This is a genomic window from Chryseobacterium gambrini, assembly GCF_027920505.1.
In the GTDB taxonomy this organism is placed as follows: domain Bacteria; phylum Bacteroidota; class Bacteroidia; order Flavobacteriales; family Weeksellaceae; genus Chryseobacterium; species Chryseobacterium gambrini.
Genome location: NZ_CP115857.1, coordinates 1,728,052 through 1,750,367 on the forward strand (window position 1 = coordinate 1,728,052; position 22,316 = coordinate 1,750,367).

Genomic DNA, 22,316 nt, shown 5'->3' on the forward strand with positions numbered 1-22,316 from the left:
AAATATTATTAAACTTCTACAAAATAGGTATCTGAATCTTCCGGATTAAAGGGTTCATTGATCCAGAAAATAGTGTACAGTTCTTCTTCTCCGATGTTTTTAATATTGTGGGTATACCAAATCGGCATATCTACATAAGCGGGCTCGTTTCCGTCTAAATAAAAATCCAGAACCTCATCGCTGTCTATTTTTCTTAATTGAATAAGGGCTTTGCCTTTAATTACCGCAAATCTTTCGATTTTTCTTGTATGAAAATGGTTTCCTCTGGTAATTCCCGGAACGGTAGTGGAAAAAGAGCACTGTCCGCCGATTCCCAAACGAATTACTTCCACAAAAGCTCCTCTCGGATCGGTGTGCTGTGTAAATTTTACGGGATAATGATCTTTAATATCAAAATAACAGCGGAATGTATTGAAAAGATTGAGATCGAATTTCGTTTCCAACACCGGAATTTCTCCGCTATCAAAATAAAGTTTTTTGTAATTTTCAAGTTTAGCTAAAACTTCAGAAACTTTATTTACGGATGTGTGAGGAACTTCGTATAATTCGTTGGTTTTTGCAACTTCAATCTGATTGATGATTTCCTGAACAAGTTCTCCGACATAGATCAGTTTTACTTCTCCGTCATTATCAACCACAGGATTTTCGCCGTGGGTAAGTTTATGACAGAATGTTGCGATGAAAGAATTGTAATTCGGTTTTCCAAAAGGTCCGAAAACGTTCGGAATAATCATTCCCGTAAATTTGCCTCCGTTATTTTTTGCCCAGTCTGCGAATAGTTCTCTGCCTTCTTTTTTAGATTTACCGTACAGATTATCCTTTTCTTCCTGAGAAGATGAAGAGAAAAGAACGTGTGCTTTTGATCCTGTTCTCTGTAAAGAGTCTGTCAGTTTTTTAACAAGCTCTACATTATTATTGAAGATTACTTCCGGATCGGGATGACGATTCATGGCTGCAAGATGTACAATGACATCACATTGCTTCACAAAGTCGTCCAGTTTTTCAGGAGAGTCGAAAAAATCTCTTTCGAAAGAAATTCTTTCAAATTTTTCAGGCTGTAAGCCCAAAGTGTTATATAAATGCGAACCAACGAATCCGTTTTGTCCGGTAATTCCTACTTTTTTCATTGTTATAAATTTTTAAAATGATCAATAGAAAACCGATAATCATCTTCTATTTCTCCCAAAGCATAATCTGCCATTACCAATAATTTTGATCCTTCTACTTTGGATTGAATAGCACTTGCATATCCTTGTGGAATATGAAGAATATCCAACTGATCTGCATGAAGTTCAAATTCTAAAATTTCTGAATCTTTTGAGGGCGCTTCCCAATGATCAATTTTTATTAATCGTATGATAAAGATTCCCTGTAATGCCGAAAACCATCGCTGTTCAGTTTTGTGACCTGTCCAGCCTCTTATAAAATCTGTATCTTTATTTTCGATACAATATATTCTTTTAATTGCCGAAACATCAAATTTATTGTTAAAAAACAAACTGCCTCTTTCGTCAGAATATTTTCCTCCTTTTATAATTGCAGGAATCACCATAATAAAAAATTAATCGGGATATTGCATTATATCTTCTCCTAAAACCTCTTTTCTGATTAAAGGAAGTTTTAATAACAGCTTTTTCATTCCTTCAACATCTTCCTGTTTTGTATTATGAGAATGGTAGTCTTCTATTTTGGAAATATCTTCCACTCCTTCTGAAAAATACTGTGCATAGTTGAGATCTCTGTTATCGGCAGGAATTCTGTAAAAATCGCCCATATCTTCTGCTTTGAGCATTTCCTCACGCGTACAAAGAGTTTCGTATAGTTTTTCACCGTGTCTCGTCCCGATTACTTTTACCGGATTATCGACCTTAAACATTTCTTTTAAAGCCTGAGCAAGGTCTCCAATGGTTCCAGCAGGAGCTTTATTAACAAAAAGGTCTCCGGAATTTCCATGTTCGAAAGCAAAAAGAACCAAATCTACGGCTTCCTCCAATGACATTAAGAATCTTGTCATACTCGGATCTGTAATGGTGATGGATTCACCATTTTTAATCTGTTTTACAAATAACGGAATTACCGATCCTCTGGAAGCCATTACGTTTCCATATCTTGTAAGGCAAACTGTTGTATTTTCCAGATTACGTGATGCGGCAACTGCTACTTTTTCCATCATTGCTTTGGAAATTCCCATTGCATTGATAGGATATGCTGCTTTGTCTGTACTTAGACAGATTACTTTTTTTACATTATTTTTTGCAGCGGCATCGATTACGTTTTGAGTTCCTTCAACATTGGTTTTTACAGCCTGCATCGGAAAAAATTCGCAGGAAGGCACCTGCTTTAAAGCTGCGGCATGAAATACATAGTCTACTCCTCTCATTGCAGGTTCTACACTTCTGTAATCTCTTACATCCCCGATATAGAATTTCAGTTTATCGCTTCTAAACTGGTTTCTCATATCATCCTGCTTTTTCTCGTCACGCGAAAAAATACGGATTTCTCTGAAGTGGTCTGTATTGATGAATTTTCTTAAAACAGCGGTTCCGAATGAACCTGTTCCACCTGTGATAAGAAGGACTTTATTCTGTATTTCCATAATTTATATTTTTAATGAAGTAAAGAAATTAATGTATTGATTTCATTCTTTACTTTAGACTCTGAGTTTATTGTATTTTTTTGCAAAGATAGTGATAATGCTTCAGTAATAGAATCTACTTCCAAAGGATTAAAAACCAGACTTGGCTTGCAGACTGCATAGGTGTAAGGTAAATCTGCACCAATAATCTTACAGCCGTTTTCTATAGCTTCCACTAAGCCTAAACCAAAGCTTTCTGCAAATGAAGGAAAAATAAGGTACTCATGAGACTCATAGATCTTTTTTAGATCATCACGTTTGATAAATCCTAAATTTTTAATTGGATACCCTAAGTTCTGTTTATCTTTTACAAAATTAAGTACTTCGTTAAATTCCTCAGAAACCGTAACTGTAAGACTACCCTTTTTATAAGTATCGTAAAAAAGACAAAAAGCATCAATTAATTTTACATGATTCTTATGAATGGATGCATTACTTACATAGATATATGTATTTTCTTCTCTTTCAACTGCTTCATTATTATTGGTAAATGGCGGATAAAAGGGCATTAAAAGAACTTTTTCACCATCTATCTTATACTTATTCTTAAAGCCAGACTGAATCAGTTCAGATTGAACAAGCCAGAAATCTGTATTCTTTTTAATTGAATTTAAAATTTTAGTTTTAATCCAGAATTTTATACGGTCTTTCAGAGGCATATTCTTGGGGAGCTCTAAGAATAAAGGCTGATGAAAATAAGTATAGACGGTAGCATTTTTTATTTTTATGTTTGGAGGTAGATTTCCAAAACAAAGGATTTTTGAAAATTTATCTTTATTTTCTAAATAAAATTGTTTTCTTTTGGTAAAACTTGATTCTAAAAAACACTTTTGGCTTTTGGGGTTAACAGGATAATATGTATTCTCAATTCTTTTATCAAACAGATAAAAGATTTCAATATCCAGTTTATTTAACTCTTGGATTAAGTAATCCAAAAGCACTTTTCCTCCGCCATTATTTATATATAATGCATCTATAAGTATCATGAAATTACCTGTAATAAATTAGCGATTGATGTGTCGTGCGTTATAGAATTACCCAAAGTTCTGCTATTGTAAGAAAAATTGAGAAGTTCTTCATCTGTTTTACTGATGAGCTTTTCTATAGCATTTTTTAATAAAGCTGTATCAGGTTTTACCTTATACCCATTAAAATTATTAATTACGAAATGAGGAGATGCACCGCAAACATCCGTACAAATGATAGGTAAACCCGCTGAAGCTGCTTCGTGTATGACTAATGCCCACGGTTCAAAAGTAGATGGTAAAATAAAAGCTCCGGAATTTTGCATTTCAAGCAATAAATTTTCCTGGCTCATATAATCTTTTACTATGATATCATTATGCTTGCTAATTTCGTCTTTCATATCTCCTCTGCCTACAAGAACTAAGTTCCATTGTTTTTTATCCTGAATATCTTTCCAGGCGTTTAACAATTCTTTTATTCCTTTTTCTTCTGAGAATCTACCGATAAACAGTAAATTTTTAGGATAACTCTTCTTTTTTTCTTCAATATTGACTCTATTGAAAAGTTCGACATCGGCACTTAATGAATTGAGAAGTATTTTGTTATTATCGAAGCCTAACTTTCGTGCATATTCGTATTGATAATAATAAGCAACCCATAAATGAGTGAAAGCTTTTGAAAGGTGAAACGGACTGATCGCACTATTAATCTTTTGAGTAATTTTTCCATACCATGGTGTATCTGATTGTGCAACTACAGGTATTTTTCCTTCTTTTGTAATCTGTTTACAGATCCAAATAAATTCCTTAATCATCCAACCGGCGGTAACAATAAAATCCGGTTGAAAGTCTTTTATTTTTTTTAAAATGTCTTCTTTGGTAAACTGATTATACTGATGGGTTTCAAAATTTTTTATTTCAGGAATAGTTTTATCAAAAAGAGCAACGTGAAATGCTAAAACTTCACCGTCTGTTTTTTCAACTAATTTTTTTATTGTATTTTCCTGATGAGGAACATAGTCAATAATTAAGAAAACTGCTTTCATTTTACTGCAATTTTGTTTAAAGGTTTTCATTACTTAAAATTACTTAACGTGTTTGATAAATTTCGCAGGTATTCCTGCATAAACAGAATTCTCTAATAAATCTTTATTAACCAATGCTTTAGCAGCAACAATTGTTTTAGAACCTACCTTAACACCGGGTAAGATAGTAGAATCTGCACATATCCAACATCCATTTTCTATAATAATATCATAACTTATTCCTTCTCCAGCTATATTTTCAGAATTAATATCTATAATATGAGTACCGGTTCCTATGTATACTCTTGGAGCAATATCTATATTACTTCCAATTGTAATTTTCGCGTTTGGATTTTGCCTTGATTTTGAACTGACAATTAATGTACTAATCCCGATCCATACATTATCTCCAATTTCAAGATCGCCATCTCCTAAAATTTTTACCGAAGAGCAAATTCTTACATTATTTCCAATTTTTGCACCAGCTAATCTAAGTATTTTATTTTTAAGACTAAACAAACTTGTTTCAGGTAAAAAAAGTCTTAATATATTATATATATATAAAATTTTAGTGTTCATTTTCTATTTTTAAGCTTGTTGATCTTGCATAGATAAGAGAAAGACTATTTTTGATCTAGGATCATTTTATAGTAATTGATGTATTGTTCTGCTATTACTTCGGGATGGTATTTAACAACATTTTGTTGTCCTAATTCTAACAATTTATTTTTTAATTCCGAATCGGAAATTATATTGTTAATGGCTTTTCTTATTTCTTCCACTGAGTTTGGATTTACAAGTATAGCACCGTCTCCGGCAACTTCTTTCATCGGACTAATATTGGATGTAATTACACAGCACTTCATCTCCTGTGCTTCTAATATAGGCAATCCAAAACCTTCATACAATGAAGGGAAACATAAGATATCTGAATCTTTATAAGCTTGAATTAGTTCCTCTTCACTCGCTCTTTCAAAGTTAACATAATCAATATTATTTTCCTGTAAAAATTTGATTCTTTCGGGAGATAGCAAACCAATAATAATTATTTTAACATCAATACCGATAATAGCCTGTAAAATTCTGTCAAGATTTTTTTTAGGATAATATCCGACTGCCAGAATTACTGGTTTGGAATTAACCGGTTTTTCGAAATCCTGATAGGGTATGGTAAGACAATTGGGTATTACCGTTATTTTACTTTCTGCCCAGGGAAACAATGCTACTAATTCTTTTTTGGTTTTTTCAGAAATTACCGTTACATATTTTAATTTTTTCAATGGTAAATAAAACCATAGAATCTTAAAAAAATATTTCTTTATTCCTCTCAGTTCCGAAATATTTCCGGCATCGTGTATGGTAAGAACTGTATTCTTTCTTTTCAGTAAAAAAACAGACCAGTGTATAGCTCCCGTAATATGATTTATTTCACTTTGATTTTTTTTAAAAAAAAGATTGGTTTTTATAAATCCCAACAATGAAAAATTAGGATTTACTTCATAAATATTTTTTGTATCAATCCCTCTTTTTATCATCTCAATATTAAGTATGGAAAATAGTTTTTCTATACTTAAGAATTTTGGGTTGGGGAATCTTTGAAAAAAAGTGACTTTCATATGATTTTAAAAAGAAAAGAATAAAGTTTTGAACGGAATAAAAGGAGTTGGATCAGAAAAAACATATTTGATAAATTCTAAACCTGCAAACAAAAGTAAAAAAATTAAATAAAGATTTTTCTTCCCCATTTTATTCATAGCCGGAATAAGCCAAACATATAAAATAACTTCTAAAATTATAAAATATACCGAAACTCTGGAACTCATGTATTCTAACTTTCCAAAAAAGAATACATAGGCGGCCAATGAAAAAAATAGAGTATTTAATAATAATTGATAATAAGATTTATGTTGTAAAAAATTTTTATACCGAATCATAAGAAATATCGGTAAACCTCTTCTTATAATTCCAAGTACAAACATATAATAATTTGATTGCATTTTTGCAAAGCCCATATTATATCCTTTAATAATATGTGATATTTTTTCAGGAGCAAAATTACTAATTACAAAATTAAAAATTGTAAAATTAAGACCAGTAATATTTAATAATAATAAAGCAAATAGTGTAACAATCCAAATTTTATCATTTATCCTTCTATCTAAAAAAAGCAAAAAAACATAGATAAATGCAGAATAGTGAAAAAAAGTAGCAATTAAAATAAAACCCAGATATGATATTTTCTTTTCCTTTAAAAAATAGATATATGCAAAAAAGCCAATTGCAATTGCTAAAAGCTGTCGGTTACTCCCAAAAAGTCCAACTGTACAGGCAAATACAAGTAATAATCCAGTTATTGGGTATTTAGTAATTTTATTTAAAGAAAAATAATATAAGCTATAAATGACAGAATAATAAAAAAACAAAAAAAACGGATAGCTGAAATTCAGAATATTTCTGAAAAAATATACTAAATATTTGTACAAAAATTCATAACGATATCTTGTATCATTTAATTTAAAAAACTGGTAATGATTATAGGTATTCCAAAAGTCCATTCCGGAATCGAACTTGATAGATTCCAATAAGACAATAAAAAAAAGAGAGAATATGAATAATGCCTGATGAAAATTATTTTTTCTCTGGTGCTCGATTATTGTAAATAATAAGATCAATAAAAATAAAATAATTATCATCATCGTTTTTAAGATAATTATTTACTGATAACTTTTTTGAAAAAGATTTTTGAAAAGAAATAGTATACAAAAATCATTTGAAATAAGGTAGCAATAAAGAAATACACATCCTGCTCTATGATAATACTTTTTATCAAAACCTGAGAGTAAAATATGAAATAAAACATACTGCCCTTAAATGGAAGAAACTGTATGATGTTTAATACAATAGAAAGAATAGCAACATGTAAAAAAACAAAAATTACCCCACCTTCCAGATATGCCCATCCATATACGGTTGGTGTAGGCGAATTTCTAACTCCCCTTACGATCATTTGTTGAAGATGTGCTCCATTTTCTTCGGCAGGCTTTGAAGGTATAAGAATTCTGGGAACCATACTTACAGGCAAATAAACAAAACGCTCCATATTTTTATAAAAATTCCAATCCGGCTCCTTTTCAACTGAAAATAATAAATAAGAAAACATGGATATCCTGTCTGAGTAACTGTTTGTATTTTCATTTAAGCTGCCTGAAAAATCAATATTTATTGTTTTTACCGCCGCAATCTGCATCGCTGTTACCTTAGAATTAGTGTTTGTCAAAGCTTCACGATAATTACTATTAAAAGGATATAAAATAATTAAAAATAAAGCTAACGGTATAATTACCTTAAGAGGAATACCTCTTCCTGATGCTAAAAATGGTATTAAAAATAATACTATCCCGAAAATTAATATCCCTTTCATCCCTGCAACCAAACCAAAAATTATATAAAGTATATTATACAACTTAAAGCTATTCGAAAATAATTTTGAATTATTGCCCGACATGAATTTTATAATAACATACGTAAAATAAAAAAGAGGAGAAAAATAATTGATGATCTGAATTAAGAATGAATAAGAACCAGATGCTGCCTCTCCGTCGGCTCCATACCCAATCAAACCCGTTAACAATAAAAAATAGGATAAAACCATAGAAATGATAGACAAATAAATGAATATTTTCTCATTTCTTAGTACATAGGTACTATCCAACTTCAAACTTGCTGTATTCTTTACATTTTTAAAATTAATAACTAAAAAAACTAAATCAATAATATTTATTGTGAGCAGCCCGACAAATATGACAACCAAAGTATCGTATATGTAGGAGATATTAACGTAAACTTCTCCATAAATCCCTACATCCTTCAAGTAAAATTTATCCGAAACGAGATAATAATTTAAGATCAGGTATAAGAAAGTTGAGAATTTAACCCAGTCCGTAAGTCTCGGTCTTCCAAACTTATACCATGATAAAGTAAATGGAACCAGTGAAAGGATGCTACTTAAAAAAGCAATAATTAATTCAAAAAAAACCTCTCTATTTTTTACTACGTCATAGAGATATATAGATCTGACTATGATGATCAGAAAAATAAATATATTTAACAGTATAAAATTTGTTTTGCTTAATTTGAATTTTATCACTTTAGAATTGTAAAAATTTATTAATATTTACTATTGGCAGCACGCTTATTAGAAAAATAAGATTTTATATTTTCTTTTATAAAGATCATATTTTCATGCCTGGTATAATTTGAATTAAATAATCTTAGCAAATTAAAAAACATATCTACAATGACATACAGAATATAGCTGCTGAAATTCCTTCTAAAATACAAATTTTTGCTTCTTTGTACTATAACTCTTTTTGAATTGGCAATTACCTTATTAAAACTAGCACCTTCTAAATGTATGATCGAACTATTATTGTAAATATAATTTTTATATTTAAGTTTTGAAATTCTTTTTTGCATATCCGTCTCTTCGAAATACATAAAAAAGAGAGGACTAAAGCCGGAAACCGAGTCAAAAAGAGTCTTTCTTAGCAACATATCGGCTCCTGTAACTTTTTCAATCATCTGATATTCTTTGTTCTCATCAATAATAAATTCAGCATTTTTAAATTTGAAATATGAAGAAAACATTAAAAGATATTCGCTGAAAGGTGTCGGAAAATATCCACCAGAATGTGCGACTTCGTGTTTTGCATCAATCAATTTACAGCCTAAGACTCCGATGTTTAATTTATTCTCATTTTTGTAAAAGAAATCACACATTTTTTTAATGGAATTTTCAATTAAGATAGTATCTGAATTTAATAAAAAAAGAAGTTCTCCTTTAGCTTTTTCTGCTCCCAGATTATTGGCTCTACCAAATCCCAAATTCTCATTAGAATAGATATAATGAATTCCATTCCTCTTTTCAAAATATTCTTTTGAGCCATCTGAAGATGCATTATCTACTAAGATAATTTCATATTCTACGTCCTTTGCTTGAGATATAATGGATGCTATACAATTCTCCGTTATATCTTTCGTATTATAATTTACAATGATTATAGAGACTTGCATATCAATTTTTACTCTTTATTTTTTCTAAAACTTCTTGGTCTATTTTTTTATAAAAAGTATCCATATTCTGTTTAATAAAATCTATATTAAAGTCTATTAAGTTGACATTCATTCTAGACTCTATTAGTTCTTCAGGAATTCTCCATTTAATAAATTTTGCAGGATTTCCACCTACAATTGAAAAAGGTGAAACATTTTTAGTGACAACACTTCCCGCAGCAACTATTGCTCCTTTTCCGATTGTAACTCCAGACATTACAATTACATTTGTGCCGATCCAAACTTCATCTTCTACCACTATTTCGCCTCTGGTAGTGGCATCCTGCAAAGGGCTTAATTTTTCAAAAAAAGTTTTCAACGGAAAGGTAGTAAATGTATCTATCTGATGATTTCCTCCTAGAATGAAACATACATTGGAAGCAATACTCACGAAATTGCCTATTGATAATTTCTCATTAGGATTCTCAAAAGATTGAAAATTGATTTTACCATAGGTGTATTTTCCAACCTTTATTTTATTAATATCTTTAATATTATTACCAAGTGCGGTGTAATTATGTTTATTATTCAGCCGCCAACGAACAGAAGCTATTTTTAATGAAATCCAGTTAAAGAATTCAATTCGCAATGCATTTATTAACTTGAGAAATACTATCATACAATTTGTTTATAGATATTCATAAGTTCATCCATATGCTCTGATGCCGTTTTTGTACCTTTAATATTATTAATAACTCTGTTATATAAATTATATACATCGTCAGAATTCATTAGCTGTAAAGCAGAGTTAATTCCATCCTCATTGGGCTCAAAAAGAAAACCATTATTGTTGGTAACAAAATCAGGAATACCTCCCATCTTGGTACCAACTATAGGAATACCTGCATTCAAAAATTCAAATACAACCTGAGGGGCATTATCTTCCCAGATGGATAATACTAAACCTACATCAATTTTCTTTAAAATATCTACTAAATCACTGTGCTGATATCTGCCGTGATAAAATACATGAGGCATAGTTTGTATTTTTTCTAATACATAATCCTCTATTCCACCATAAATATGAAATTCATGATTGCTATTTTCTGCTAACTTTAAAAACAGATCGGCTCCTTTATGAAAGTGTAAATTACCAATAAAACCAAATTTAATTTTTTGGTTTTTTTCTTTTTTCTCTCTTGTTGTAAAATTTTTTCTGAAACTTTCATCAGCAGTATAATTACCTATGTGGTTTACTACAAATAAATCATTTTCATATCCATTTTCCTGATAAATTTCTTTAACTCTGTGGGAAACAGCAATCAGTGCATCAACATTTTTGAATAATTTTCTACCTTCCAAAAACCTTTCATGATGACCACTGGAATTAGCTATTTTTTTTACTTTAAGCAGTTTCAGGCCTTTTCTTATACCCCCTCCAATATATTTCTGATCAAGTGTTTCTTCGTATGAAATACAAGAATTACATTTTAAATTTTCTTTACTATTTGTACACAATTTTCCATCTTTATCCAGCAGGATAATTCTATTGCACACATAAGAATAATCATGAAGAGAAATAATAACCTTTGCATATTTTTTTAAAACTTCCAAAACCTTTAACGGAAGATCAATCATCATATGAACATGAATAATATCCGGAGAAAGATCTTTAACAACTTTTTCCACAACATCTACATCTTCATTAGTAATAACACTGCTTAGATGAAAAGGTCTTAATTTTGGATCAATACTAAGAGTTTTAAAGTTATAGTTTTTTTCTTCTTTATTATCTTCCGAATACAATACTGTTACATCAAGACCGTTATCTGCCATTGTACCGGAAATATTTCTTACATAGTTTGTTATCCCTCCATTAAAAGAAATATCAAAACCTGTACAAATTTGAAGAACTTTCATTATTTTAAATTTTTTATTAAATCTAAAGCTTCACCTATTACATGATGCATATCCATATATCTATAGGTCGCTAATCTTCCCACAAAATAAATTTTATCCATTTTTTTAACCTCTTCTTCGTACAATGCAAGTTTTTCCATATCCTCCGTTAATCTTTTCGGATAGTAAGGAATATCTGCTTCTTCAGTTTCTTTACTGAATTCTTTAAAGTAAGTTGTTTTTTCATGTTCTTCCCAAGGAGTAAAATGCTTATGCTCGTGTACTCTGGTAAATGGAACTTCAGGATCTGCATAATTTATTACAGGATTACCCTGATAATCTCCTTCAGCTACAGCTCTTTCAAAGTATACCGTTCTGTACGATAGTCTTCCGTATTTATAATCAAAAAAAGCATCTATAGGTCCGGAATAGAAAACTTTTTCATATTCTGAAAGATCCCATGAAGAATCAAACTTCGTATTAAGCTTAACTTCGATATTGTCAGCAGAAAGCATCTTCTCGAAAATTGCCGTATATCCATCTCTGGGAATACCCTGATAAGGATTTGCATAATAATTATCATTATAATTAAATCTTACAGGTAATCTTTTCAGAATACTTGCCGGTAATTCTGTAGGTTCACATCCCCACTGCTTTTTTGTATAACCATAAAAGAAAGCTTTATAAAGATCTTCCCCGATAAACTTCATGGCTTGCTCTTCGAAATTTTGGGGTTCTTCAATATCTTTTTTTGCAATAGATTCTATAAATACTTTTGCCTCATCCGGACGCATTGTTTTATTAAAAAACTGGTTTATGGTATGCAGATTAATAGGCATAGAATATACGTTCCCTTTATAAATTGATTTTACACGATTTACAAACGGAACCATTTCACAAAAATTTTGGATGTAATCCCAAACTTCTTTATTGTCTGTATTAAAAATATGCGGACCGTATTTGTGTACCATTACATTGGTTTCCGAATCTCTCTCTGTATAGCAGTTTCCTCCTATATGATCACGCTCATCTATTACAGTGATATGATTTTCAGGATTCTTACTCAGTTGTTCTGCAATAACAGCTCCGGAAAATCCAGATCCAATGATTAGATATTTTTTCATTTTATTATTCGTTTCTATTTTTTAATGTCAAGAAAATTTGTTTTGGGCTGAAATAATCCGCTTTAAAAATACCTATTTTTTCTTTTTTCAATGCAAGATACATTAAAAAGGTTACTAGGCACTCTATAATTACACAATTCCAGGCTGTTCCTATGTATCCCCAATATTTACTCATAAATATATTCAGTATAAGACCTGCAATACTCGCTATGAAAGTTGTTCTGAAAAACATTTTATCCAAACCTAAATTTAACATAAGCTGTATGCCGAAAATATTTGAAAGACCAACGATAAATGGTATAAAAGAGATAATTTTTAAAACATTAATAGAATTATCAAATTGATGCCCATAAATAAGCCTGACCAAAAATGGCGCAAATAAAAGAAGTGCAACAGATGCAAAAAAAGTAAGATAAAAAACTATTGGAACAATTTTTTTTATCAGAGTTATTCCATGATCTCTTGATATAGAGAATGCTTTTCCAATAAAAGGATAAAGTGCTGTAGAAATTGGAATCATAAGCATTGAATTAACTATATTAAGGAAATTCTGGCTTGTTGTATAGTAACCAACTTCTTTAATATCAGCAAAAAAACCTAAAACTACAGTATTGGTAGAAGTATATAGACTAATCACAATGGTGGAAAAGAAGATCATTCTTTCATCAAAAATAAGTTTGAATGATTTTCTGAAAGATACCAATCTATACTTAATTTGAAATTTTCTGATAGCGTACAGAAAAAGAAATACATTCGTCGATATCAAAAAAATTGTTGAGAGCAGAGGAATCCAGTAATAATCTGAACTATGCTTAATCAAAATAAAAACTAATGCTGTATTTATAAGTCCCTTAACAAAATTAAGCTTAGCGAAAATTTCCAGTTCCTGTAATCCCTGAAAGATATATTGAGGAGAAATTACTGTAGATATACAGCCTATAAATAGTATTACCGCAACTGAAAGATCTTTCTGTATAGGGGTAAAAAAATAAAGAGAAATGGCAAATAAAATGCAGGATACTGCATATAAAATTATTCTTGATGTAAATACTTCAGAGACAATTTCGTTAATATATTCTTTATTATTAGAATTCTGTGATATCCTTCTGGTAGCAGTTAAATCAAAACCATAAGCAATAAGAAGCGTGAAATATCCAATAAATGCCATCGCATAGTTGATAATTCCATATCCGTCCGGACCAATTATCCTGGATACATATGGTACAGTGATCAATGGAAATATATAATTAACTATCTGAATAATTCCCAAAGAAGCTATATTTCTTACTAACTTTTTTTTTTCAAGCATCATTATCTTTTTTAGATATTCTAATTCAATCCCTACAGCTTTTATATAGTGATTCTTATCCGGATATTCAAAATATTTTTACAGTCGTGCATCTGCTATATCTCTATCTAAAAATGCTTTCACATCAAATACCACAGAATTATCAGCTTTTAATGTAGCGATATCGAGCGTTTTAAATTCGTTATGTGAAACTGCTAAAACAACAACCTCATATTTCTTATCTTTAATAATATTTTCAAGAGTTTCAATATTATATTCAGATTTCACTTCTTCTTTATCCGCCCAAGGATCATAAATATCTACATTGAGACCATATTGTTTAAGCTCGGAATAGATGTTTACAACTTTCGTATTTCTGATATCCGGACAATTTTCTTTGAAGGTAATTCCTAAAATTAATGCATTTGCATTTTTAATCTGAATCCCTTTCCGGATCATCAGTTTTACAACTTTTCCGGCAATAAATTCAGGCATCATATCGTTTACTCTTCTGCCGCTTAAAATTACCTGTGGATGATAGCCAAGCTGTCCTGCTTTATGAGCCAAATAATAGGGATCTACTGAAATACAGTGTCCTCCTACTAACCCGGGACGATATTTTAAAAAATTAAATTTTGTACCGGCAGCTTCTAAAACATCATGAGTATCTATACCAATTCTGTCGAATATTAATGCTAACTCGTTTACAAAGGAAATATTTACATCCCGCTGAGCATTTTCAATTGCTTTTGAAGCTTCAGCGACCTTAATACTTGGCGCTTTATGGGTTCCTGCTTTAATTATTAGTTGATACAAATTATCTATATCTTCAGCAATTTCCGGCGTAGAACCTGAGGTAACTTTTTTAATCGTTACTAAAGTATTTATCTTATCTCCGGGAACAATTCTTTCAGGTGAGTAACCTACAAAAAAATCATCATTTAGTTTTAATCCAGATTCTTTTTCTAATACCGGAATGCATTCTTCTTCCGTACATCCGGGATATACAGTAGATTCATAAATCACGATATCATCTTTCTTAAGGATTCTTCCTAACATTTCACTTGCTTTTATCAAAAAGGTAAGGTCGGGAGAATTAAATCGATCTATCGGTGTAGGAACAGTTACGATATACACATTTGCCTCTGAGATTTCATCAAGAGAATATGATGGAACATATCCTTTTTTAAAATTGGTTTCAGAAGCTGTTTGCAAAAGTTCTTTAATTTCCTGAGAATCGGCTTCTAACGTATGGTCTTCACCATTTTTCAGTTCTTCAATTCTAAGCTTATTAATATCAAATCCATAAACAGGTAAGTGTTTTGAAAATTCTAAAGCTAATGGAAGCCCGACATAACCCTGACCGATTACGGCAATTTTATAATTTTTATTTGTTTTCATCATTTTTAGTAAAAATACTTTTTACCTTATCAAAAAAGCTTCTGTCATCTGTTGCCGTATATCCGTATCCATATTTATTTCCATAAGCAAAGTACTCTTTGTTTACATCATTTAATATAAAAGCAACATTTTTTATTTTGTGTCCTTCTATCTGTTTGTTAGCAAAATCGATTAGAGATTTTTCAGTATGTCTTGATCTTGTTACATATAGTGTTACATCTGCCATATTTGCAATTAACAATGTATCTGTAACGAGCATTAACGGAGCCGTATCAATAATAATATAATCATAAGTTCCCTGAAGGTCTGCAAGAAGGTCTTCATATCTGCCATTAGACAATAATTCTGTCGGGTTTGGAGGAATACTTCCCGAGAAGATTACATCCAGATAAGGATTAAAAGCACTCTGGTGTACAATATCTTCTACAGAAACCTGATCATCATATAAAAACTCGGTAAGTCCTGCTAAACCTTTTCTTGCTGTATTATATCTTTGTAACTGAGGATTTCTTATATCTGAACCGATGATAATGATCTTCTTTTTAGGAGTTGCCATCGTTAAAGCAAGATTTACAGAAACGTGTGTTTTTCCTTCTCCTTTAACCGTAGAAGTTACAAATACAGTTCTCCCTTTTTTGATATTTTTAGGAAACATGAAGTTCATATTGGTAATTAAGATTCTGAAAGACTCTGCCATAGGAGACAGATCATTCATCTTAACCAATTCTTCCTGACCTCTTTCCATACTAGGAATTTCTCCAATGATTGGTTTTCTGTTCGTTAATTTTTCAAGATCATGTTTCGTTTTTACCTTATCATTGAATAACTGTTGAAGATAAATAATAGCAATTGGAATCAAAAAGCCTATTAAAAATCCGGAAAGTAAAATTACCATTCCTCTAGGCGCAACTTTCATTCCTACAAAAGCTTTATCAACAACTCTTGCTTTAGGGGCAGTAACTGCCATGGATATAGCAGTTTCTTCTCTTTTTTGTAATAAAAGAAGGTATAGTGATTCTTTTATCTGCTGTTGCCTTTCAATGCTTCTGAAAAGTTTCTCCTGAACCGGAACTTTAGAAATTTTACCAGAAATACTATTTTGTTCGGATGACAAACCATTTTTAGCTAACTGAAGACCTGTCTTATTTTTCTGTAAACTCTGAATAACAGAAGTTCTGATATTATTGATCTGCTTTGTAATATCAACAACAAGCGGGTTTTCCGGTGTAGCACTTTGGAGAAGTTTGTTTCTTTCTAAAACTAACTGATTATACGAAGAAATATTTGTCGTTGCACTAGGATTGTTTAATCCTAAATTACTTGGTAACGTCTGATAAGAATTCTGGTTACCCACGTATCCCAACAAAGCATCGGTCAGTTCAAGCTGTGCATTAATTTCCAACTCTTTACTTTTAGCTTCCGCATTTGTCTGCAGCCCTAATTTCACTTCAGTTTCTAAGTCAGATATCTGATTACTTTGCTTGAATCTTTCTTTCTGATTTTCTACATCACCTAGATCCTTCCCGATTTGCTCTATCCTTTCAGCAATAAATTTAGCGGTATTTCTAAACTCTGTATTTTTATCTTCAATTGCATCCTGATTATACACCTGAACCAATTTATTGATAATTGTTTTGGCTTTATCCACCTCTGCATAATTCATAGCAAGTTTAATAACTGTTGCATCTTTATTTACCAATGCCACATTTAAAGCTGCCTGATAAGCATCAGTTCTGTCATCAATCGTAGAAATATCTAATATAACATCATTTAATTTTTTATCAGATTTATAATTCTCATTTTTTAAAATCATTATATTAGCATAAGGCAAACTAATAACTTTGTTGAAGGTGGTATTAATTGCAGGTATGCCTTCCGAAGAAAGTTTTAACTGATTTCCATTTATCTTTAAATTTACTACTCTTGAAATTTTACTTTTTACATCTTTTTCCTGTACAATTCTAACTCTTACAGGAGATGTCTCTCCATAAATTTCATGTTTTAAATCTCCATTATAAATATTTGTTTCAAGACCTAAAGTCTTTACCACTTCACGTACAAGTTTTTTAGACTTGAAAATTTCCATTTCATTTTCAACTCCATTACTCCCTATTTTACCGATACCAGAAATATCTCTTAAGGCAGCAAAATCCTGTGTTCCAACATTATTTGATTTAGAATCTTTAATAAGTACTGTAGAGGCAACTTCAAAAATAGGAACTTGTCTTTTGAGATATAGATATGCAAGAGTTACCGATACTATAACACTACCAATAAGCCACATCCAACGTTTCAAATAAGGCTGAATTATATCTCTTACATTCAGTTCAGTTTCAATTTCTGTTGAGTGAATATTTTGTTGTTCCATCATTTTTATTTCTTAAATAGACCTACCACAACTGCGATAGCTGTTACACCGATAGAAATTGCAGATAAAATGAGAGGTGTATTTGGATTTTGTTTGGAGATTACATCTTTTGTGTTGTTAGCAGATACAATGATAGCATCCCCTTGCTTGAGATTATAGTAAGGAGAATTAATAAGATTAGCATCCTGCACATTTACTCTTCCATGAGTAATTTGTCCATTTTCTGTTCTTATTATCAGGATATCATCTCTTCTTCCATAGGTAGTGAGATCTCCAGCCATTGCTAAGGCATTTAGAATAGTTGCCTGTCCGTTAGTCACAATATAATCGCCCTGTCTGTTTACTTCTCCTAAGATTGAAATTTTAAAGTTGGTAAGTCTTACAGAAATTGTAGGATCAATAACAAATTCTTTCATTCTGTTTCTTAGTTCGTCCTTTAACTGAACTAAAGTTTTATTCGTAGTACTGAGCTTTCCTAAAATTGGAAAATCTATTTCTCCATTTGAATCAACAATATAAGTGGGGCCCGTAACATTTGCTGATCCTTGTCCCGGTGTATTTCCACCTGCAAATGTATTATTCTGAACAAATTCTGAGGATGAGAAATTTTGATTAAATGGTTTAACAACATCTAAATCTTTAGCCGTAATAAGAATAACAAGCTGATCTCCCGGTTGAATTGTATTTTGAGAATTTTTAGCAGAAGCTTCTATTGCAACATTTTCTATATTCTGCATATAATTCAGATCGTTGTGTGCGTTGGGATTGGTTTTGCACGAAACTAATGTAACTGCCAGTAATACAGCCAGTATTTTACCTTTCATCATATTTTAAAATTGTACAAATATACATTTATTATTTTTTCTATTTATCCAGTATTTCGTAAATAGAATTGTTACTTCTAAATTCAGGAACAATGGTTTTCAAAATTCTTACAACCTCTACTTTATCTCTTTTGACAGCAGCTCTTGTAACCAGATTTATCATGGATTCAATTTCTGAAAATTCCATGCTCGGATCTTTTGAGATCATAATCTTTTCATTGTGTGTAGGCAAGGTTTTTGCATCATCACTCAAAAGTTCTTCATATAATTTTTCTCCGGGTCTTAAACCTGTATAAATAATTTTAATATCTATATTAGGCTCAAATCCGGATAATTTTATCATTCTTCTTGCAAGATCCAAAATTTTCACAGGCTCTCCCATGTCAAAAACGAAAATTTCACCGCCATGTCCCATTGTTCCGGCCTGAAGAACAAGCTCACAAGCCTCAGGAATCGTCATAAAATATCTTACAATGTCAGGATGCGTAATCGTAACAGGACCGCCTGCTTCAATCTGCTTTTTAAAATAAGGGATTACCGATCCGTTAGATCCTAAAACATTTCCGAACCTTGTTGTAATAAATTTGGTTTTGTTTCCTTCCACATTCTGCAAAGACTGAACAAATAATTCCGCAGCTCTTTTAGAAGCACCCATCACATTCGTAGGATTTACAGCTTTATCTGTTGATACCATTACGAACCTGTTCACGTTATACTTACTGGAAAGTGTTGCAATGATCCTTGAACCTAATACATTCACTATAATTCCTTCGTGTGGATTTTCCTCAACCAATGGCACATGTTTATACGCCGCAGCATGGTAAACCATAGAAAAATTATAGGTTTGAAACAATGGTTCTATTCTATGCTTATTGGAAACATCAGCCAATACAAATTTAAAAGTGATATGAGGAAATTTCTCTCTCATTTCAAGCTCAATATCATACAGAGGTGTTTCAGCCTGATCTAATACAACGATAAGAGAAGGATTAAATTGTGCAACCTGTCTAACAATTTCACTACCGATAGAACCTGCACCGCCGGTTACTAAAATTGTCTTGTTAAAATGTCTGCTTCTTACATCTTCACTTTCAATTTTAATAGGTTTTCTGTTTAATAAATCTTCAATCTGAAGATTTCTGATAGAACCGCCAAGATCACTGTCTCTAAGTTTCTGAACAGAAGGAGCTTTAAAGATGTTAAAATCTTTTTCCAGAAATAAATTTACCCAGGAATTCATTTCATCTTTAGACATCATTTCTTTTATAATGATCACTCCATCAACTAAAAGCTCTTCTTTCGAATGTTTTTCAATTTTTTCTTTTGAAAGAATTGGTTTTCCTAATAACGATGCTCTTTTAGAATCTGTTCTCTGGGTTAAAAAGCCCACGACATGATAAGGAAGACTCGGATTATCCAGAATAGCTCTCGCGATGGCAATAGACTGCTCATCGATTCCTAAAACAAGAATTCTCTTCTTAAGTGTACTTCTTCTATATTCTCTTACGATATGAAAAAATTCTTTCACATATAATCTGAAAAGAAACAATCCCATAAACGAGATGATGAAATACAATATCAGATAGGGTGTTAAAATAAATTTTCCGCCGGTGAACCAGAAATAAAAGATATTGATTGTAGCTACCGTAACCATTGTACAGAAGCATGAAGTCAAAAGTTTAAACAGATCCGTGAAAGTAGAATGCCTTATAATTCCTGCATATGTTTTAAAAACATACATAAATAAAGCATTTATAACAATGATCGATAAAAATACAAGACTCTTATCATCATAGATAAATTCACGCTGGGTAATTTTTTCTATAATATAGGTAGATAAAAATAACGATACTACCAGAATAATAATATCAATTATTAATATTATCCATCTGGGCAAATATCTTACATCAGAGAGACTGACAACATTATCTCCTCCAAAAATTTTCTTTCTAAGAGAATCGTACATTGTCTATACTTGTGTTCATATAATTTAAAATTAAAGTTGGGTAAAAAAGCAACCCCATTTATCTTCGCGTAAAATTACAATAAAATTTCATCGATTTTTGAATTGATAGCAAATTTAATTTCTATAATTATATAATGTTCTGGTAATTCTTTCTTTACACTTTTCTGTTATGTTACTTCCAGAAGGAAGGCAAAGACCTCTATCAAAAAAAGCGCCAGAAATATTATTTCCAAAAAAAATATAATCTTTGTATAACGACTGTAAATGCATTGGCTTCCACAAATATCTGGTTTCTATGTTATTCTCAGAAAATATATTCCGTAAATTTTCTTTATTCCAATGTAAACCATCAATTAAAATCACATTTAACCAATAATTTGAATAAAATTTTTCAGAAGGCTCAGAAAATAAATTCAGATCATCAAAACGATTAAATAATTCTTGATAGAAAATATGATTTTTTCTTCTTGACTTAATCCTATCTTCAAGAACCTCCATCTGTCCTCTCCCTATTCCTGCATGTATATTGCTGATCCGATAATTATAACCTACTTCAGAATGACTGTAAAAATCCTTATTTTCCTTTGCCTGTGTTGCAAGATAAAGAGCTCTGTCTTTAGCAGATTTATTCTTTGAAATAAGAATGCCTCCTCCAGAAGTCGTAATAATTTTATTTCCATTGAAACTTATAATAGATAGGTCACCAAAAGTTCCACATGCCTGATTGTTATATTTACTCCCTAAAGCTTCTGCACTATCTTCAATGAGGGGAATATCATATTTTTTTGAAATTTCCAGAACTTCATCCACCATAAAGGGCATTCCATAAAGACTTACTGCAACAATTGCCTTGGGCTTTTTTCCTTTCTGCAAACAATATTTTACAGCATCTTCCAATGCATTAGGGCAAATATTCAATGTGGAAGGTTCACTATCTACAAGAACGGGGATCGCTTTTAAATACAAAACAGGATTTACCGATGCCACAAAAGTAAAGGACTGGCAGATTACAAAATCTCCCTGCTCTACATTTAACAGTCGTAAAGCTAAATGAATGGCAGCAGTTCCGGATGAGAGAGCGGTTACAAAAGAATTTTCACCTAAATATTCTTCGAGATTCTTCTCAAAAACATCGATATTATTTCCAAACTGAGAAATCCAGTTGGTATCGAATGCTTCATGTATATACTTCAGCTCCGTCCCTCCCATATGCGGTGGTGAAAGCCAGATTTGTTCTTCTTTCAAAATAAAACAATTTTATCATTTATGCATTTCCAAAATTATCAATTATTTTCTCATATTCAAAGCCTCTGCTTATTAAATATTTGATTGTTTTTGCTTTTCTTTGATATTCTTTCAATCCACTTTGTTTATCGTAATAATCCTGATAAATTTTACGGATCGTTTTTTCATAATCATCCTCATGAATTTCATCAAAACATATACTGATTAATTTATCGGAAATCTGTTTTTGTTTCAGATGAATTTTAATCTTCGTCTTCCCCCAATGTTTGATGTAAAACTTACCCCTGATGTAGCTTCGCGTAAACCGTTCTTCATTCAGATAATTTTCTTTCATCAGATAAAGCATAATTTCTTCCTTCGCTTCATCAATTAAAAGAAATTCTCTCATTTTCTGCTCAACTTCTGCATGACAGCGATCCTGATACACACAATAGTTAACCAGTTTCAGTTTAATCTCTTCAAAAGTAAAAGACTTTTTCTCCATATATTTTTTACACAAAAAAGAATGAGCAAAAGCCCATTCT

The 22,316-nt window shown here is 31.2% G+C and carries 20 protein-coding genes; all 20 read right to left on the reverse strand.

From position 1 onward, the window contains the following. Positions 1 to 8: 8 nt before the first annotated feature. The 20 genes from PFY09_RS07715 to PFY09_RS07810 all read right to left on the reverse strand — a co-directional run bounded on the left by PFY09_RS07715 (position 9) and on the right by PFY09_RS07810 (position 22,276). Positions 9 to 1,127 carry a polysaccharide biosynthesis C-terminal domain-containing protein gene (locus PFY09_RS07715; RefSeq protein WP_271162030.1) on the reverse strand — a complete coding sequence of 373 codons (1,119 nt, stop codon included), beginning with the start codon at positions 1,125 to 1,127 and terminating at the stop codon, positions 9 to 11. A gap of 2 nt (positions 1,128 to 1,129) precedes the next feature. Then, on the reverse strand, positions 1,130 to 1,552 hold the full coding sequence (locus tag PFY09_RS07720) for a WxcM-like domain-containing protein (RefSeq protein ID WP_271162031.1): 423 nt from the start codon (positions 1,550 to 1,552) through the stop codon (positions 1,130 to 1,132). Between the two features lie 9 nt (positions 1,553 to 1,561). Beyond that, positions 1,562 to 2,596, reverse strand: coding sequence for a polysaccharide biosynthesis protein (locus PFY09_RS07725; protein WP_271162032.1), 1,035 nt, complete (start codon positions 2,594 to 2,596; stop codon positions 1,562 to 1,564). 11 nt (positions 2,597 to 2,607) lie between these two features. Beyond that, positions 2,608 to 3,621 (reverse strand): glycosyltransferase, encoded by a 1,014-nt coding sequence (locus PFY09_RS07730; RefSeq protein WP_271162033.1) that lies wholly within the window; start codon positions 3,619 to 3,621, stop codon positions 2,608 to 2,610. Continuing rightward, entirely contained in the window at positions 3,618 to 4,676 is a 1,059-nt protein-coding gene (locus tag PFY09_RS07735; protein ID WP_271162034.1) for a glycosyltransferase, read from the reverse strand. Before PFY09_RS07735 ends, PFY09_RS07730 begins: the two co-directional genes overlap by 4 nt. 9 nt (positions 4,677 to 4,685) lie before the next feature. After that, positions 4,686 to 5,204, reverse strand: a complete 519-nt coding sequence (locus PFY09_RS07740; protein ID WP_076395632.1) for an acyltransferase — start codon at positions 5,202 to 5,204, stop codon at positions 4,686 to 4,688. A gap of 44 nt (positions 5,205 to 5,248) precedes the next feature. Beyond that, a complete protein-coding gene (locus PFY09_RS07745) occupies positions 5,249 to 6,241 on the reverse strand; it encodes a glycosyltransferase family 4 protein (RefSeq protein WP_271162035.1) in 993 nt (330 codons plus the stop codon). A 6-nt stretch (positions 6,242 to 6,247) separates the two neighbouring features. Beyond that, complete coding sequence (locus PFY09_RS07750; protein WP_271162036.1) at positions 6,248 to 7,180, reverse strand: EpsG family protein; 933 nt, start codon at positions 7,178 to 7,180, stop codon at positions 6,248 to 6,250. Positions 7,181 to 7,335: 155 nt separating this feature from the next. Then, positions 7,336 to 8,496, reverse strand: coding sequence for a thioredoxin domain-containing protein (locus PFY09_RS07755; protein WP_123906817.1), 1,161 nt, complete (start codon positions 8,494 to 8,496; stop codon positions 7,336 to 7,338). A 296-nt stretch (positions 8,497 to 8,792) separates the two neighbouring features. After that, positions 8,793 to 9,698 carry a glycosyltransferase family 2 protein gene (locus tag PFY09_RS07760; RefSeq protein ID WP_271162037.1) on the reverse strand — a complete coding sequence of 302 codons (906 nt, stop codon included), beginning with the start codon at positions 9,696 to 9,698 and terminating at the stop codon, positions 8,793 to 8,795. Position 9,699: 1 nt separating this feature from the next. Next, positions 9,700 to 10,356: a CatB-related O-acetyltransferase gene (locus PFY09_RS07765; protein ID WP_271162038.1), complete on the reverse strand. Its 657-nt coding sequence runs from the start codon at positions 10,354 to 10,356 to the stop codon at positions 9,700 to 9,702. Continuing rightward, the gene (locus tag PFY09_RS07770; RefSeq protein ID WP_271162039.1) at positions 10,353 to 11,597 is read right to left on the reverse strand and encodes a glycosyltransferase; all 1,245 of its coding nucleotides are present in this window, start codon (positions 11,595 to 11,597) and stop codon (positions 10,353 to 10,355) included. The genes PFY09_RS07765 and PFY09_RS07770 overlap by 4 nt, the downstream gene beginning before the upstream one ends. Then, entirely contained in the window at positions 11,597 to 12,700 is a 1,104-nt protein-coding gene (gene glf / locus PFY09_RS07775; RefSeq protein ID WP_116099031.1) for a UDP-galactopyranose mutase, read from the reverse strand. The genes PFY09_RS07770 and glf overlap by 1 nt, the downstream gene beginning before the upstream one ends. A gap of 4 nt (positions 12,701 to 12,704) precedes the next feature. After that, the gene (locus PFY09_RS07780) at positions 12,705 to 14,009 is read right to left on the reverse strand and encodes a flippase (protein WP_165814841.1); all 1,305 of its coding nucleotides are present in this window, start codon (positions 14,007 to 14,009) and stop codon (positions 12,705 to 12,707) included. 78 nt (positions 14,010 to 14,087) lie between these two features. Further along, positions 14,088 to 15,389: a nucleotide sugar dehydrogenase gene (locus PFY09_RS07785; protein WP_271162040.1), complete on the reverse strand. Its 1,302-nt coding sequence runs from the start codon at positions 15,387 to 15,389 to the stop codon at positions 14,088 to 14,090. After that, a complete protein-coding gene (locus tag PFY09_RS07790) occupies positions 15,376 to 17,760 on the reverse strand; it encodes a GumC family protein (protein WP_076395644.1) in 2,385 nt (794 codons plus the stop codon). Before PFY09_RS07790 ends, PFY09_RS07785 begins: the two co-directional genes overlap by 14 nt. Before the next feature lie 2 nt (positions 17,761 to 17,762). After that, the gene (locus PFY09_RS07795) at positions 17,763 to 18,584 is read right to left on the reverse strand and encodes a polysaccharide biosynthesis/export family protein (RefSeq protein WP_228408134.1); all 822 of its coding nucleotides are present in this window, start codon (positions 18,582 to 18,584) and stop codon (positions 17,763 to 17,765) included. 37 nt (positions 18,585 to 18,621) lie between these two features. Next, a complete protein-coding gene (locus PFY09_RS07800) occupies positions 18,622 to 20,547 on the reverse strand; it encodes a polysaccharide biosynthesis protein (RefSeq protein ID WP_271162041.1) in 1,926 nt (641 codons plus the stop codon). Between the two features lie 114 nt (positions 20,548 to 20,661). Continuing rightward, positions 20,662 to 21,792, reverse strand: a complete 1,131-nt coding sequence (locus tag PFY09_RS07805) for a DegT/DnrJ/EryC1/StrS family aminotransferase (RefSeq protein ID WP_271162042.1) — start codon at positions 21,790 to 21,792, stop codon at positions 20,662 to 20,664. 19 nt (positions 21,793 to 21,811) lie between these two features. Continuing rightward, complete coding sequence (locus PFY09_RS07810; protein WP_271162043.1) at positions 21,812 to 22,276, reverse strand: regulatory protein RecX; 465 nt, start codon at positions 22,274 to 22,276, stop codon at positions 21,812 to 21,814. Positions 22,277 to 22,316: the final 40 nt, after the last annotated feature.

Bases quoted from the DNA above. Each gene is read 5' to 3' on its own strand.
- PFY09_RS07800 (WP_271162041.1), bottom strand. From the start codon at position 20,547: ATGTACGATTCTCTTAGAAAGAAAATTTTTGGAGGAGATAATGTTGTC.
- PFY09_RS07715 (WP_271162030.1), bottom strand. From the start codon at position 1,127: ATGAAAAAAGTAGGAATTACCGGACAAAACGGATTCGTTGGTTCGCAT.
- PFY09_RS07720 (WP_271162031.1), bottom strand. From the start codon at position 1,552: ATGGTGATTCCTGCAATTATAAAAGGAGGAAAATATTCTGACGAAAGA.
- PFY09_RS07785 (WP_271162040.1), bottom strand. From the start codon at position 15,389: ATGAAAACAAATAAAAATTATAAAATTGCCGTAATCGGTCAGGGTTAT.
- PFY09_RS07765 (WP_271162038.1), bottom strand. From the start codon at position 10,356: ATGATAGTATTTCTCAAGTTAATAAATGCATTGCGAATTGAATTCTTT.
- PFY09_RS07760 (WP_271162037.1), bottom strand. From the start codon at position 9,698: ATGCAAGTCTCTATAATCATTGTAAATTATAATACGAAAGATATAACG.
- PFY09_RS07770 (WP_271162039.1), bottom strand. From the start codon at position 11,597: ATGAAAGTTCTTCAAATTTGTACAGGTTTTGATATTTCTTTTAATGGA.
- PFY09_RS07740 (WP_076395632.1), bottom strand. From the start codon at position 5,204: ATGAACACTAAAATTTTATATATATATAATATATTAAGACTTTTTTTA.
- PFY09_RS07795 (WP_228408134.1), bottom strand. From the start codon at position 18,584: ATGATGAAAGGTAAAATACTGGCTGTATTACTGGCAGTTACATTAGTT.
- glf (WP_116099031.1), bottom strand. From the start codon at position 12,700: ATGAAAAAATATCTAATCATTGGATCTGGATTTTCCGGAGCTGTTATT.
- PFY09_RS07735 (WP_271162034.1), bottom strand. From the start codon at position 4,676: ATGAAAACCTTTAAACAAAATTGCAGTAAAATGAAAGCAGTTTTCTTA.
- PFY09_RS07725 (WP_271162032.1), bottom strand. From the start codon at position 2,596: ATGGAAATACAGAATAAAGTCCTTCTTATCACAGGTGGAACAGGTTCA.
- PFY09_RS07810 (WP_271162043.1), bottom strand. From the start codon at position 22,276: ATGGAGAAAAAGTCTTTTACTTTTGAAGAGATTAAACTGAAACTGGTT.
- PFY09_RS07780 (WP_165814841.1), bottom strand. From the start codon at position 14,009: ATGCTTGAAAAAAAAAAGTTAGTAAGAAATATAGCTTCTTTGGGAATT.
- PFY09_RS07750 (WP_271162036.1), bottom strand. From the start codon at position 7,180: ATGGACTTTTGGAATACCTATAATCATTACCAGTTTTTTAAATTAAAT.
- PFY09_RS07745 (WP_271162035.1), bottom strand. From the start codon at position 6,241: ATGAAAGTCACTTTTTTTCAAAGATTCCCCAACCCAAAATTCTTAAGT.
- PFY09_RS07790 (WP_076395644.1), bottom strand. From the start codon at position 17,760: ATGATGGAACAACAAAATATTCACTCAACAGAAATTGAAACTGAACTG.
- PFY09_RS07730 (WP_271162033.1), bottom strand. From the start codon at position 3,621: ATGATACTTATAGATGCATTATATATAAATAATGGCGGAGGAAAAGTG.